This window comes from Streptomyces sp. NPDC091376 (assembly GCF_044757085.1).
Classification (GTDB): domain Bacteria; phylum Actinomycetota; class Actinomycetes; order Streptomycetales; family Streptomycetaceae; genus Streptomyces; species Streptomyces pratisoli.
In genome coordinates, this window is sequence record NZ_JBIVUF010000003.1 from 461843 (window position 1) to 475401 (window position 13559).

12 protein-coding genes and 2 pseudogenes are annotated in these 13559 nt (G+C 71.6%); 4 read left to right on the forward strand and 10 right to left on the reverse strand.

The genetic code is table 11. From position 1 onward, the window contains the following. Positions 1-33: 33 nt before the first annotated feature. On the forward strand, positions 34-1131 hold the full coding sequence (locus ACIQMR_RS09825; protein ID WP_401384884.1) for a phosphatase PAP2 family protein: 1098 nt from the start codon (positions 34-36) through the stop codon (positions 1129-1131). Between the two features lie 132 nt (positions 1132-1263). Here ACIQMR_RS09825 and ACIQMR_RS09830 read toward each other — a convergent pair whose 3' ends face one another. Then, positions 1264-1479 (reverse strand): I78 family peptidase inhibitor, encoded by a 216-nt coding sequence (locus ACIQMR_RS09830; RefSeq protein WP_358662864.1) that lies wholly within the window; start codon positions 1477-1479, stop codon positions 1264-1266. Between the two features lie 418 nt (positions 1480-1897). On the opposite strand from ACIQMR_RS09830, the pseudogene ACIQMR_RS09835 reads away from it, so the two are divergent. After that, positions 1898-3427 (forward strand): annotated as a pseudogene (locus ACIQMR_RS09835) (cbb3-type cytochrome c oxidase subunit I); the annotation flags it as partial. Positions 3428-3467: 40 nt separating this feature from the next. Here ACIQMR_RS09835 and ACIQMR_RS09840 read toward each other — a convergent pair. The 3 genes and pseudogenes from ACIQMR_RS09840 to ACIQMR_RS09850 all read right to left on the reverse strand — a co-directional run bounded on the left by ACIQMR_RS09840 (position 3468) and on the right by ACIQMR_RS09850 (position 6732). Then, a pseudogene (locus tag ACIQMR_RS09840) lies at positions 3468-4523 on the reverse strand (helix-turn-helix transcriptional regulator). Positions 4524-4672: 149 nt separating this feature from the next. Then, entirely contained in the window at positions 4673-5452 is a 780-nt protein-coding gene (locus ACIQMR_RS09845) for a hypothetical protein (protein ID WP_401384885.1), read from the reverse strand. After that, a complete protein-coding gene (locus ACIQMR_RS09850; RefSeq protein WP_401384886.1) occupies positions 5449-6732 on the reverse strand; it encodes a glycosyltransferase family 4 protein in 1284 nt (427 codons plus the stop codon). Before ACIQMR_RS09850 ends, ACIQMR_RS09845 begins: the two co-directional genes overlap by 4 nt. Positions 6733-7046: 314 nt before the next feature. Here ACIQMR_RS09850 and ACIQMR_RS09855 point away from each other — a divergent pair, with 314 nt between their 5' ends. Together ACIQMR_RS09855 and ACIQMR_RS09860 are read left to right on the forward strand one after the other, a co-directional pair. After that, positions 7047-7862 carry a hypothetical protein gene (locus ACIQMR_RS09855; protein ID WP_401384887.1) on the forward strand — a complete coding sequence of 272 codons (816 nt, stop codon included), beginning with the start codon at positions 7047-7049 and terminating at the stop codon, positions 7860-7862. A 114-nt stretch (positions 7863-7976) separates the two neighbouring features. Then, on the forward strand, positions 7977-8273 hold the full coding sequence (locus ACIQMR_RS09860; RefSeq protein ID WP_401384888.1) for a hypothetical protein: 297 nt from the start codon (positions 7977-7979) through the stop codon (positions 8271-8273). Positions 8274-8352: 79 nt separating this feature from the next. Here ACIQMR_RS09860 and der read toward each other — a convergent pair whose 3' ends face one another. From der to ACIQMR_RS09890, 6 genes are all read right to left on the reverse strand, one after another. Next, positions 8353-9801 (reverse strand): ribosome biogenesis GTPase Der, encoded by a 1449-nt coding sequence (gene der / locus ACIQMR_RS09865; protein ID WP_358662874.1) that lies wholly within the window; start codon positions 9799-9801, stop codon positions 8353-8355. Positions 9802-9879: 78 nt separating this feature from the next. Further along, a complete protein-coding gene (locus ACIQMR_RS09870) occupies positions 9880-10467 on the reverse strand; it encodes a lysophospholipid acyltransferase family protein (protein ID WP_401384932.1) in 588 nt (195 codons plus the stop codon). A gap of 53 nt (positions 10468-10520) precedes the next feature. Next, the gene (gene cmk / locus ACIQMR_RS09875; RefSeq protein WP_401384889.1) at positions 10521-11210 is read right to left on the reverse strand and encodes a (d)CMP kinase; all 690 of its coding nucleotides are present in this window, start codon (positions 11208-11210) and stop codon (positions 10521-10523) included. A gap of 227 nt (positions 11211-11437) precedes the next feature. After that, entirely contained in the window at positions 11438-12523 is a 1086-nt protein-coding gene (locus ACIQMR_RS09880) for a prephenate dehydrogenase (RefSeq protein WP_401384890.1), read from the reverse strand. Continuing rightward, positions 12520-12882, reverse strand: coding sequence for a chorismate mutase (gene aroH / locus ACIQMR_RS09885; protein ID WP_266375277.1), 363 nt, complete (start codon positions 12880-12882; stop codon positions 12520-12522). Before aroH ends, ACIQMR_RS09880 begins: the two co-directional genes overlap by 4 nt. Positions 12883-13056: 174 nt before the next feature. Further along, positions 13057-13494 (reverse strand): YidB family protein, encoded by a 438-nt coding sequence (locus tag ACIQMR_RS09890; protein WP_401384891.1) that lies wholly within the window; start codon positions 13492-13494, stop codon positions 13057-13059. Between the last annotated feature and the right edge of the window lie 65 nt (positions 13495-13559).

The following is a 13559-nucleotide window of genomic DNA, read 5'->3' on the forward strand; positions in this document are numbered from 1 at the left end:
GGGCGCACACTCACTCGCTGTAACGTCGATTGGGTGCGTACCGACATCTTTGCCCGTCTGGACCGGGAGCCGGAGCCGCCGAAGATAGAGATCCCGCGGATGAGCCGCACCCGTCTCGCCCTCTTCGGCGGGACCTTGGCGTTCTATCTCGCGATCGTCGTCGCCGTGCTCATCTCGTCCTGGCTGGTGACCATCGACTGGAAGGTCATGCTCTTCCGGCCGTATCAGCAGTGGCCGGAACTGCACGCGTTTCTGGACTACTTCGTGGTGCTCGGCCAGCGCGGGCCCACGGCCGTGATGGTGGCGGCCTGGCTGGGCTGGCGCTCCTGGCGGCAGCACACCGTGCGCCCGCTGCTGGTGCTGGGGGCCTCGCTGCTGCTGCTGAACGCGACCGTCGGCGCGGTCAAGCTGGGCCTCGGCCGGCTCGGCCCCCACTACGCGACGCAAATCGGCTCGCCCGAGCTCTTCGCCGGCGGCGATATATTTCCTTCAGGCCACACCGCCAACGCCGTCGTGACCTGGGGAATCCTCGCCTATCTGGCCACCACGCCGAGAGCGAGACGCTATCTGTCGGCGCTGTCGGCCGTGGTCGCCCTGGGCGTCGGGCTGACGACCGTCTACCTCGGTACGCACTGGCTGAGCGATGTGCTGCTCGGCTGGGCCGCCGGGCTGCTGATCCTGCTCGCGCTGCCGTGGTGCGAGTCGCTGATCGGGCGCACCGAGACGATCATCCTCTCGCTGCGCGACCAGCTGCTTTCCCGCCTTTCCCGCCGTCTGCCGATGCCGTCGCTGCCGGTCGCCTCCGGCGGGCCCCGACCCGCCATATACCCGCAGCGGCTGCCGTCCGAGGACGGCGGGGAGCCCGTGCGCCAGCCGGTGGGCGCGGCCAACGCCGCGCGGCTGCCGGGCGGTGGGCGCAGCACCGTGAGCGGTACGGGAGCCTCCGCGGGCCAGGGAGCGGCGGGCACCGCGAGTGCCGCCGGGACGTCCGGCTCGACCGCGACCGCCCGGCTCACCCAGACGCGCCCGCACACGGTGGCGCGCTCACAGCACGCGCCGCACGCCTCGCACACCCCGGCGCCGGCGGGAGCCCGACGTCCGCCGCGGTCGCGCCCGGTCGCGGGCGGCTGACGGCCCTGGAACACCTGGGGACGGTACGCACCACGCCCTCCCCCGTACGGAGAAGGCCCCGACCGAGGTCGGGGCCTTCTCCGTACGCCCGGACGCCTGCCGGGGTCCTGGCGGGGGGCCTGGCGGGCGGGCTCAGCCCTTCCAGCAGCGGACGACCGTGCCGTCGTCGACCTCGAAGTTCAGTCGGCCCGCCAGGAACTCCATGGTGATGATCGAGCCGGGCGGAAGCGATCTGACGGTGGTCCAGCCCCGGCTGCGGGCGCGCCGCTCGGCCCCGTCGGCGTCGAGGCCGACATAGGACTCGGTGGCGTCGTCGGGCTGTGCTGAGGGGGTCGGTATCGGTGCCATGTGATTCACCGTAGGCGGCAGCGGACGGTGACGGAAGGCCCGTCGGCAACTGCCGAAAAGCGGCATCGGTAGTGCGTGCGTGGAGTCACCGGCTTCCCTCGTACCTCACTGGTCACGCTTGTGTCACAGGTTCACGACATACGTTTGACCGGGATTCGATCACTCGTACGTGCAATCGGTGTTATCCGCACGGGAATTCCTCGGAATTTCCGGATCATCGCTGCACGACAGTGTTCCGGTACCTGGAATTTCCCCGCCCGCCCCCCCCTTTTCCCGGCCGCCCGTGCACCGGGAATTCATCTTGCCTTATGCACCTCCTACTTACGGATGAACCGGTCGCTCACCCGTACGCGTATCGCACCATGTCCCCTTCCGTGTCCCCGCCGTCCCGGCGGAAACCCGTGGCTAGCATCGGGCCATGGGCACGGACACCGCCGAAGCCGCCGCCTCACCGGCGCCGGTGCGCCGACGGGGCCGGGTGGTCGTGGACTGGCTGACGACCACCGATCACAAGAAGATCGGCCATCTCTACCTGGTCACGTCGTTCGTCTTCTTCCTGGCGGCCGGGCTGATGGCGATGCTGATGCGTGCGGAGCTGGCCCGCCCCGGCCTGCAGCTGATGACGAATCAGGCCTTCAACCAGGCCTTCACGCTGCACGGCACGATCATGCTGCTGCTCTTCGCGACGCCCACCTTCGCCGGGTTCGCCAACGCGATCGTGCCGCTGCAGATCGGCGCGCCCGACGTGGCCTTCCCGCGGCTGAACATGTTCTCGTACTGGTTGTTCCTCTTCGGCGGGCTGATGGTGCTGGGCTCGCTGCTGGTGCCGACCGGGCCCGCCGCCTTCGGCTGGACCGCGTACGCCCCGCTCAACAGCCTGGACCGGTCACCGGGCGCCGGCATCGACCTGTGGATCATGGGGCTCGCGCTCTCCGGCTTCGGCACCATCCTCACGTCGGTGAACTTCCTCGCGACGATCATCGGGATGCGGGCGCCGGGCATGACCATGTTCCGGATGCCGATCTTCACCTGGAACATCCTGTTCACCACGGTCCTGGTGCTGGTGGCGTTCCCCGTGCTGGCGGCAGCGCTGCTGGTGCTGGAGTCCGACCGGCGGTTCGGCTCGGTGGTCTTCGAGTCCGGGAACGGCGGAGCCCTGCTGTGGCAGCACCTGTTCTGGTTCTTCGGCCATCCCGAGGTCTACATCATCGCGCTGCCGTTCTTCGGCATCATCACGGAGATCATCCCGGTCTTCTCCCGGAAGCCGATCTTCGGGTACGTCACGCTCGTCGGGGCCACGATGGCCATCACCGGGCTGTCGGTGGTGGTGTGGGCCCACCACATGTTCGTCACCGGTGCCGTGCTGCTGCCCTTCTTCTCCCTGCTGTCGTTTCTGATCGCCGTGCCGACCGGGGTGAAGTTCTTCAACTGGACCGGCACGATGCTCAGGGGGTCGCTGTCCTTCGAGACCCCGATGCTGTGGGCGGTCGGCTTCCTCGTGTCGTTCCTCTTCGGCGGGCTGACGGGCGTCATCCTCGCCTCGCCGCCGATGGACTTCCATGTGACCGACTCGTACTTCATCGTCGCCCACTTCCACTACACGGTCTTCGGCACGGTCGTCTTCGCGACGTTCGCCGGCTTCTACTTCTGGTGGCCGAAGCTCACCGGCAGGATGCTCGACGAACGCCTCGGGAAGATCCACTTCTGGACCCTGTTCATCGGCTTCCAGACGACGTTCCTGGTGCAGCACTGGCTGGGTGCCGAGGGCATGCCCCGGCGGTACGCGGACTACCTCGCGGCCGACGGCTTCACCACGCTCAACACGGTCTCGACCATCGGTGCCTTCCTGCTCGGCACCTCCACGCTGCCGTTCCTCTACAACGTGTGGAAGACACAGAAGTACGGCGAGAAGGTGACGGTCGACGACCCGTGGGGCTACGGCCGGTCGCTGGAGTGGGCGACGTCCTGCCCGCCGCCCCGCCACAACTTCACCACCATCCCGCGGGTGCGCTCCGAGTCCCCCGCGTTCGACCTGCACCATCCCGACTTCGCGGGCCTTCCCGGGCGGCCGGCCGCCCGCCCGGTCAGTCCCCCAGAGCCCGGGTCAGCCGGTCCCGGACCGTCCTGACGTGGTCGGTCAGCTCCGCCGGCTCGACGACCTCGAAGTCGATGCCCAGGAGCACCACGTGAACGACCATCACGTCCAGGCTTGCGGCGCCCGTGCGCAGCAGACAGCTGTCCGGGCCCTCGGCCTCCAGGACACCCGCCGACGGTGACACGGCTCCGGCCGCGGTCCCGAGCGGTACGCGCAGCCTGATCAGCGCCGTCGTCGAGTACGCCGCCGTCGAGACGCCCTTGGACACATAGGCGGCGAGATCCTCGGCGGGCGGGGTGCGCGGCGCGAAGCGCGGGCCGTGCGGCGGTTTCGGGGTGACCCGGTCGACCCGGAACGTACGCCAGTCGGTGCGGTCCACGTCCCAGGCGACCAGGTACCAGCGGCGCTCGGTGCAGACGAGGCGGTGCGGCTCCACGGTGCGGCGGCTCACGTCGCCGTCGTGGTCGCGGTACTCGAAGCGCAGCCGCTCGCTGTCGCGGCAGGCGTTGGCCAGCTCGGTCAGGACCGAGGGGTCCACCTGGGCCTGCGGGGTGCGCAGCATCGGCACGGTGTAGGCGTTGAGTGCACCGATCCGGCGGCGGAGCCGGTGCGGCAGCACCTGCTCCAGCTTCGCCAGCGCGCGTACGGAGGACTCGCCGATGCCCTCGATGCCGTTGCCGGCGGCGGTGCGCAGCCCGACGGCGACGGCGACGGCCTCGTCGTCGTCGAGCAGCAGCGGCGGCAGCTCGGCGCCCGCCCCGAGCTGGTATCCGCCGCCGGTGCCGGGGCTCGCGTTGACCGGGTAGCCGAGTTCACGCAGCCGGTCGACATCCCGCCGTACGGTGCGCGCGGTGACGCCCAGCCGCTCCGCGAGATCGGCTCCGGACCATTCACGGTGCGCCTGCAACAGGGAGAGCAGGCGCAGCAGTCGAGCGGAGGTGTCCAACATGACGGCGAGTCTGCCAGCCGTTGCGGACAGCGGCTGTCCGCGGAAGCGGGCTGCGGCGCCGCTGCCGGGCCAGGGGCGTCGGGAGCCGCGCCGGCCCGGGGCATCGGAATCCGGCGCCCGGATCAGGCCGTCCGGAGCCGGCCGCGGGATCAGGCCGTCGGGGTCATGCGCACGCAGAGGTCGTTGGCCGCCGTGTAGCAGGGCGCCGCCCGATAGCCCTCCGCCACGTGGGCCGGGTAGACGTAGACGCCGCTCCTGTCCCACACGTCATCGAGGACGCGGGAGATCCGTACCGGCTCCGCGCCCTTCGCGGGACGTAGCCAGAGCGTCCACAACTGCTCCTTCCCGAGGGGCTGTTCGGCGAGCACCTCGTAGGGCAGCGTGAAGGCGAAGCCGCCGCCCTCGGTGGTCACCGGCACCTGGTGGACGGTGCCGCCCAGCCGGGCCTCGGCCACGGCCCCTTCGCCGGGCACGGCGCCGTACAGCACGCCCTCGACCGTGCAGGCGCCCGGCTCGAAGCCGATGTCACCGGCCTCGGCGTGCGGTTCGCGCAACCAGCAGCGCACCGCGAGCCGCCCGTCCGCCGTCGGACAGGGCACCCGCACCGCGACCCGGCCGGCCTCCGGCACCCGGCCCAGCAGCGCCCGCAGGTCGCGGATGCCCGGCTCGATCGCGACGCCGTCGTCGGTGTACGCGTCCCAGTACCCCTCCGCGAGTTCGACCGTGCTGGGCAGCACGGCCCGCGAGTGTTCCCCGCCGGCCGGGGTGAGGGGCAGCCGTACGGTGTCCCCGGCGCCGGTGCCGCCGCGCCTGCGCAGCACGAACGCCGCGGCCGGCGCCGCGATCCCCGCCATGTCGAAGGTGATGCCGCCCGCGGAGTCGGCGATGCAGTCGGCACGGGGCGTCCGCCGCCCGGTGGGCGTGGTCATGCCGTCTTCCCCTTCCGGATCACTTCGGCTGCCTTGTACCGCACGGCGTAGGCGCCGTCGAGCACCGCGCCGCGCGAGCGGTGCACCGCGTCCCGCAGCGCGCCGCGGGAGCGGCAGCCCGTGCCCCTGGCGAGCAGTTCGGTGAAGAGTGCCTCGTGGCGTTCGGCGATCCGTGCCGGATCGAAGCGCTCGGACGCCTTCAGGGCGGCCGCTCCCGCGCGCCGCCGCTGCTCGTCGTCGTTGATCAGAGCCAGCAGCGCGTCGGCGACGGCGTCCTCGTCACCGACCGGCACCAGCCGTCCGTCGACGCCGTCCCGGATGATCTCGCGGGGGCCGTGCGGGCAGTCGGTGGAGACGACCGGGAGGCCGCAGCGCATCGCCTCGACGATCGTCATGCCGAAGGACTCGATGTTCGAGGTGACCGCGGCGAGTGAGCCCTTGACCCATTCCGGCTCCAGCGGATTGGCCGGTCCCATCAGGAAGACGTGGTTGTGCAGCCCGCGCTGTTCGATCAGCGCCAGCAGCGCGTTGCGTTCGTTGCCGGTCGCGTCGCCGCTGCCGTAGATCCGCAGCCGCCAGTCCGGACGGGCGGCGACGACCTTCGAGAAGGCCTTGACCAGCAGGTCGTACCGCTTGACCTTGGTGAGCCGGCCGGCCGCGACGACCCACTTGCTGTCGGCGTCGGCCGGGGCCACGGTCGGCGCGGGCACGCTGTTGGGCACGGCCACGATCCGTACGCCGGGCAGCTTCAGCCGTGTGCGGTAGGACTGGGCATCGGCCTCGGTGACGGTGGTGACGGCGTCCAGCAGGGCGTACCGGTGGCCGATCTCGCGGCGCAGCCGGTAGCCGTGGCTGTCCAGGGTGAGGTGCTCCTGGCCCACCCGGACCGGGCCGCGGCGGGCCTGGCGGGCGATGTGGACGTTGAGCCCGGGGCGGGTGCCGACGACCACATCGGCCTCCAGGGACCTGAGGTGGGCGGCGATCCGGGCGTCGGTGAGGCGGTTGTACTGCTTCCAGCGGCCGTCGCCGCGCGGGAACACCTTCGCGGGCCGGGTGTAGTCGGGGTCGGTGCCGTCGTAGGTGGGGCTGCCGCTGCGCAGATCGAGCAGGTGACGCATGGTCACCCCCGCCGGCGCGCCCAGTGTCGGCTCCTCACGGTGGCGGAAGACCGAGACGATCTCGACGTCGTGCCGTTCGGCCAGGGTGCGGGCGAGATTGAACGTCGTGCGGATCGTCCCACCGATTCCGTACGCGTTGTGGAGCAGGAACGAGATGTGCATGCGCGGGCGCAATCCCCCTGGTATTTCATTGTGGTCAGCACGGGACTTTACTGGGCGTCCGGTGCAGGTTCGCGGTCCGGGGGACTCAAGGCGAGTTCTCCGAGTTCTCCGTCATGTCCCCACTCTGGGCGATGCGCCCCCTTCCGTCCTGTCGACGGGCCGTCGGCGCACATGATTTGTCGATGTATCGCTGTGGCGATCTGTCGGCCACATCCCGCTTCCCGCGTGACTCTTGCCCTGACTCGCCCGTTGTGCTCTTTACGAGCCGGGAACCGCCCGGCGCACCACCCCGTACCGAGTCCGAGGAGCCACCCGTGCCGCGCATGCTCGACGTCAGCGAGGACGTACGCGCCGAGATCGGCGACGAAGAAGCCGACCGGCTGCTCGCCGGCGAGAACGCCCCGGGCAGCTACGACTGCACTTCCTGCCGCACCCCGGGCGACTCCGAGCAGGAACGCACGAGCACCGTGCTGTTCGTCGGCGAGGAGACCGCCGTCCTCGCCTTCGCCCACGCGAGCTGCATCCCCTCCCAGGTCGTCCAGGTCGCCGAGGAGCAGCTGAAGGGTGCCGTACGCTCCATCACCGGCGAGTCCCCGGCCGCCACACCGCCGCCGGCCGCCCACGCCGGCCCCTCGGCGGCGGTCCCGGTGCCCGAGCAGGCCGTGCTCGGTGTGACGAGCGGTCTGGTCCTGATCGGGGACGAGCTGCACCCCGCGCTCGTCGTCGAGCCGACCGCCCCGATCGCCCGCCCCGGCACGACCGGCGACGGCGGCGACGACTTCCTGCCGCTGCTGATCGAGCAGGGCTTCCTGCCGGTGTCCACGGTCGACCAGCTGCCCCCGTCCCTGAACGGCTGGTCGGTGCTGCTCGCCATGGGCCAGCTGCACGCCGTGCTCCAGCCGGGTACGGGCGGCGCCGGCCAGGTCGCCTGGTGGCAGGCCCATCAGCCGCTTCAGGTCACGGACGGCTGGCGCACCGCCGCGAACAGGTCGCACCGCGTGCTGGTGTTCGCCGCCCCGGTCGGTTCCATCGGCCAGCAGCCGCGTGAGGACCTGCTGCGCGACGCCCTCGACAAGGCCGCGGCGAACGGACGTCTGGTGGCCGCGATGATGCCGCTCGCGGGCACCTGACCCCCGGTCCCGCCGCGGCAGGAGCCCGGGTGGTGTGCGCCCCCGTACCCCTGCCGAACTGCGATTTCCCGGGCGGGGCCGCATCCGACGGGCATCGGGGTCGTTGGCTCATACGTGTACACAGACGACCCCACCTCCCGGCCGTACGAGGGCCGGACCGCTTCGGCCACTCCGATCTACGACGCGCTGTACTCCGAGTACCTGAGGGCGTTCCGGGCACTGCCCGGGGACCGGAGCGGCGAGGAGGACCTCGGCTTCAAGGGATTCGGTGTCGGCCTGGACGGCGGCCACACCGGCTTCCGGTCCAGGGTCGGCCGGCATTCGAGCGCCTGGCAGGCAGGGATCCGGCAGGGGGGCGGACAGCATCGTCTCCCCGCCGCCCTGCCGCCCGCTCCCCGCAGGGGGCTGTGAGGGCGGGTGACACGGCGAAGCGGCCGGGACGGCATCCGTCCCGGCCGCTTCGCCGTGTCCGCGTCGCTGCCGCGCGCCGTTACTTCTTCTTCCCGCGCTTCTCGCGCACCCGCACGGAGATGTGGATCGGGGTGCCCTCGAATCCGAACTCCTCACGCAGCCGGCGCTCGACGAAGCGGCGGTAGCCGTGCTCCAGGAAGCCGGAGGCGAAGAGGACGAAGCGCGGCGGCTTCGTACCCGCCTGCGTACCGAACAGGATCCGGGGCTGCTTTCCGCCGCGGATCGGGTGCGGATGGGCAGCGACCAGCTCGCCGAGGAAGGCGTTGAGACGGCCGGTGGGAACGCGGGTCTCCCAGCCCTCCAGCGCCGTCTCGATCGCGGGGACCAGCTTCTCCATGTGCCGGCCGGTCGAGGCCGAGACATTGACCCGGGGCGCCCAGGAGACCTGCTGCATCTCGGTCTCGATCTCGCGCTCCAGGTAGTAGCGGCGCTCCTCGTCGAGGGTGTCCCACTTGTTGTACGCGATGACGAGCGCACGGCCCGCCTCGACGGCCATCGTGATGATCCGCTGGTCCTGGACGGAGATGGACTCGCTCGTGTCGATCAGTACGACGGCGACCTCGGCCTTCTCGACGGCGGCCGCGGTACGCAGCGAGGCGTAGTAGTCCGCGCCCTCCTGGAGGTGGACCTTCTTGCGGATACCCGCGGTGTCCACGAACTTCCAGGTGGTACCGCCGAGTTCGATGAGCTCGTCGACGGGGTCGCGGGTGGTGCCCGCCATCTCGTTGACGACGACGCGCTCCTCGCCCGCCACCTTGTTCAGCAGGGACGACTTGCCGACGTTCGGGCGGCCGATGAGGGCGATGCGGCGCGGGCCGCCGACGGCGGTGCCGAAGGTCTGGGCGGGGGCGTCGGGGAGGGCCTCGAGGACCTGGTCGAGCAGGTCGCCGGTGCCCCGGCCGTGCAGCGCGGACACCGGGTACGGCTCGCCGAGTCCGAGGGACCAGAGCATGGCGGCGTCGGCCTCGGCGGATGGGCCGTCGACCTTGTTGGCGGCGAGCACGACGGGCTTGCCCGCGCGGCGCAGCAGCTTCACGACGGCCTCGTCCGTGTCGGTGGCGCCGACGGTGGCGTCCACGACGAAGACGACCGCGTCGGCGGCCTCGATGGCGAACTCGGCCTGGGCGGCGACGGAGGCGTCGATACCGAGGACGTCCTGCTCCCAGCCGCCGGTGTCGACGACCTTGAAGCGGCGGCCGGCCCACTCGGCCTCGTAGGTGACCCGGTCACGGGTGACACCGGGCTTGTCCTCGACGACGGCCTCACGGCGGCCGATGAAGCGGTTCACCAGGGTCGACTTGCCGACGTTCGGACGGCCGACGACGGCGAGAACGGGCAGCGGGCCGTGACCGGCCTCCTCGATCGCGCCTTCGACGTCCTCGGGGTCGAAACCCTCCTCCGCGGCGAGCTCCATGAACTCCGCGTACTCGGTGTCGCCGAGTGCCCCGTGGTCGTGCTGGTCGTTCATGAAGTCCGTTCCTCGTTCATTCGTGGTCGGTGAGCCGGGACGGGCCCGAGGGTCCGGGGCTCACTACTGAAGTCTCGCTCAGCGCCCGGTGAGACGCCTGGCGTTTTCCAGGTGGGCGGTGAGCCGCTCCTGGATGCGTACGGTCGCCTCGTCGAGCGCCTTGCGGGTACGCAGGCCGCTGCCGTCACCGGCCGCGAAGGGATCGCCGAAGACGATGTCGACGCGGCTGCGCAGCGGGGGCAGTGCCCGTATCAACCGTCCGGTCCGCTCGCTGCTTCCCAGGACGGCGACCGGGACGATCGGTGCCCCGGAGCGCACCGCGAAGTACGCGAGCCCGGCGCGGATCGAGGAGAAGTCGCCTCCGCCCCGCGTGCCCTCGGGGAAGATCCCGAGGACGCCGCCGGCCTCCAGGGCGCCGAGGGCGCTGGTGACGGCGGCGCGGTCGGCGCTCGTACGGTCCACCTTGAGCTGCCCGATCCCGGTGAGGAAGGGGTCGAGCGGGCCGATGAACGCCTCTTTCTTGATCAGGAAGTGCACGGGTCTGGGCGCGGTGCCCATCAGCATCGGGCCGTCGATGTTGTGCGCGTGGTTGACGGCGAGGATGACCGGCCCGGTCGCGGGGACCCGCCAGGCTCCCAGCACCCGCGGCCGCCACAGGGTGTTCATGAGGCCGATGCCGATCGCCCGGCCGACGGCTGCGCCCTTCGCGGACGGTGCGGTCACTTCGCGGCCCGCTTCTCCTCAACGAGAGCGACGACACACTCGATGACCTGCGAAAGCGTGAGCTCGGTGGTGTCGACCTCGACGGCGTCGTCCGCCTTGGCGAGCGGGGAGGTCTTGCGGCCGGCGTCGGCGGCGTCCCGCTTGACCAGCGCTTCGCGGGTGGCGGCGAGGTCGGTCGCTTCCTTGCCCTTCAGCTCACCGCTGCGGCGGGCCGCACGGGCCTCCGCGGAGGCGGTCAGGAAGATCTTCAGGTCGGCGCCGGGGAGAACGGTCGTACCGATGTCACGGCCCTCGACCACGATGCCCTTCGCGACCTTCGCGGCGGCCGAGGCGATGGTCCGCTGCAGCTCGGTGATCCGGGCGCGCACCTCCGGGACCGCGCTGACGGCACTCACCTTGGAGGTCACCTCCTGGGTGCGGATCGGGCCGGAGGCGTCCAGACCGTCGACGGTGATCGTCGGGGCGGCCGGGTCCGTGCCGGACTCGATCACCGGCTTCCCGGAGGCGCTCGCGATCGCGGCGGGGTCGTCGACGTCGATGCCGTTGCTGATCATCCACCAGGTGATCGCGCGGTACTGGGCGCCGGTGTCCAGGTAGCTCAGGCCCAGCTCTGCGGCGACCGCCTTGGAGGTGCTCGACTTGCCCGTGCCGGAGGGGCCGTCGATGGCGACGATCACGGATTCCACGGTGTCGGAGACCTTCCTGATACGCGTTTGCGGGCAGGCGGGTGTGCCAGGGTGCCCCGCACAAGGTTACCGACTGCGCGCCCCTGCTTTTCCCGGGGCTCCGCAGCCGGGCCCCGCCTGCCGGAGGCGTCGCCCCCGGCGCCGCGTCCCCGGTCACCCGACGGGGTCGTATCGCGCCGTCCGGTGACCGGGGACGGAGCCGGGAAGGAGCCGGAACGAACCCGGGACTACTGGCGCAGCGCCCAGCCCCGCTCGCGCAGCGCCGCGGACAGTACCGCCGCGGCCGAGGGCTCCACCATGAGCTGGACCAGACCCGCCTGCTGGCCGGTGGCGTGCTCGATACGGACGTCCTCGATGTTGACGCTCGCACGGCCCGCGTCCGCGAAGATGCGGGCGAGCTCGCCGGGCTGGTCGCTGATGAGGACGGCGACCGTCTCGTACGTCGTGGGGGCGGCGCCGTGCTTGCCGGGGACGCGCTCGCGGCCGGCGTTGCCGCGGCGCAGGACGTCCTCGACGCCGCCCGCGCCGTCGCGGCGCTTGTCCTCGTCGGAGGACTGCAGGGCCCGCAGCGCGCGGACCGTCTCGTCGAGGTCGGCGGCGACGCCCGCGAGGACGTCGGCGACCGGACCCGGGTTCGCGGAGAGGATGTCGATCCACATCGCGGGGTCGGAGGCCGCGATGCGCGTGACGTCCCGGATGCCCTGCCCGCAGAGCCGTACCGCCGTCTCGTCCGCGTCCGCGAGCCGCGCCGCGACCATGGACGAGATCAGCTGCGGGGTGTGGGAGACCAGCGCGACGGCCCGGTCGTGGGCGTCGGCGTCCATCACGACCGGGACCGCGCGGCAGAGCGCGACCAGTTCCAGCGCCAGGTTCAGCACCTCGGTGTCGGTGTCGCGGGTCGGGGTGAGCACCCACGGCCGGCCCTCGAAGAGATCCGCGGTCGCGGCGAGCGGGCCCGAGCGCTCCTTGCCGGACATGGGATGCGTACCGATGTACGAGGACATGTCGACGCCGAGTGCTTCCAGCTCACGCCGCGGGCCGCCCTTGACGCTGGCCACGTCGAGGTAGCCGCGTGCGGTCCCGGCGCGCATCGCCTCGGCGAGCGCGGCGGGCACGTGAGCGGGCGGCACGGCGACGACGGCGAGATCGACGGGGCCCTCCGGCGCCTCGTCCGAGCCGGCGCCCAGCGCGGCGGCGGTCCTCGCCCGGGCCGGGTCGTGGTCCCTGAGGTGCACGGTGACGCCTCGCCCGGCGAGCGCCAGGGCGGCGGACGTACCGATCAGTCCGGTTCCGATGACGAGAGCGGTTCTCACTGGGCGATGTCCTTGCGAAGGGCGGCCGCGGCACCGAGGTACACGTGCGCGATCTCGGACTTGGGCAGGTCTGACTCGATGTGCGCGAGGATCCGCACGACCCGCGGCATGGCTCCCGCGATGTCGAGCTCCTGGGCGCAGATGAGCGGGACGTCGACGATGCCGAGACCGCGTGCCGCGGCGGCCGGGAAGTCGCTGTGCAGATCCGGGGTGGCGGTGAACCAGACGCTGATCAGGTCGTCCGCCGTGAGCCCGTTCCGCTCCAGGATGGCGGTGAGCAGCTCACTGACCTGATCGTCCATGTGCCCGGCGTCGTCGCGGTCCAGCTGGACGGCTCCCCGGACGGCTCGTACCGCCACGTCGTGCTCCTCCTCGACTGTGGGAACGCCCTCGACCGTGCGAACGCTCCGACTGCTCGGGCCAGCCTAGTCAGCCGTCCGGGCACACCGGCGCGGCGGCCGCCCTCCGGGACACGGGGTGACGCGAGGTCACACGGGGGCCGGCCGCCGCGCTTCGGGCTGGGGTACGCGCGATCAGACCTGCTGCTGCCGGATGATGTCCTCCAGCGAACCGCCCTGCGGCAGCTGACCCGAGGGCGTCAGCTTGTCGACGGCCTGCGGCAGGGACTGGGCGATCTGGTCAGCCGCCTGCTGCGGCGTCACGCCGGCCTGCTGGGCGACCTTGTCGAGGGTCTCGTTCGGCAGCGCCTCGGCGATCTGCCCGCCGCTGACCGGCTCGTTCTGTCCGGTGCCGATCCAGGACTGCGCCTGGTCCGCGAGGCCGGACTTGGTGAGCATGTCCATCAGGCCGCCGAGCGGATTGCCGGCGCCACCGGCCTGGCCGCCGCTCTGTCCGCCGGCGAGCGCGCCGAGGAGTGCTCCCAGGATGTTGCCGCCGGAGGAGCCGCCCTGTCCGTTGCCGCTGCCGCCGAGGAGGCTGCCCAGAAGACTGCCGAGATCGTTTCCCGCCATGGTCCTGCCTTTCGCCTGTGAGGAAGGGGGAATCACGGTCAATGTCGCCCACACCGGGCACTGCC

What these genes read in the sequence shown, in the direction of transcription:
- ACIQMR_RS09830 (WP_358662864.1), bottom strand. Translation starts at nt 1,479, where the DNA reads ATGGCACCGATACCGACCCCCTCAGCACAGCCCGACGACGCCACCGAG.
- ACIQMR_RS09845 (WP_401384885.1), bottom strand. Translation starts at nt 5,452, where the DNA reads ATGACCACGCCCACCGGGCGGCGGACGCCCCGTGCCGACTGCATCGCC.
- ACIQMR_RS09890 (WP_401384891.1), bottom strand. Translation starts at nt 13,494, where the DNA reads ATGGCGGGAAACGATCTCGGCAGTCTTCTGGGCAGCCTCCTCGGCGGC.
- der (WP_358662874.1), bottom strand. Translation starts at nt 9,801, where the DNA reads ATGAACGACCAGCACGACCACGGGGCACTCGGCGACACCGAGTACGCG.
- ACIQMR_RS09870 (WP_401384932.1), bottom strand. Translation starts at nt 10,467, where the DNA reads ATGAACACCCTGTGGCGGCCGCGGGTGCTGGGAGCCTGGCGGGTCCCC.
- ACIQMR_RS09850 (WP_401384886.1), bottom strand. Translation starts at nt 6,732, where the DNA reads ATGCACATCTCGTTCCTGCTCCACAACGCGTACGGAATCGGTGGGACG.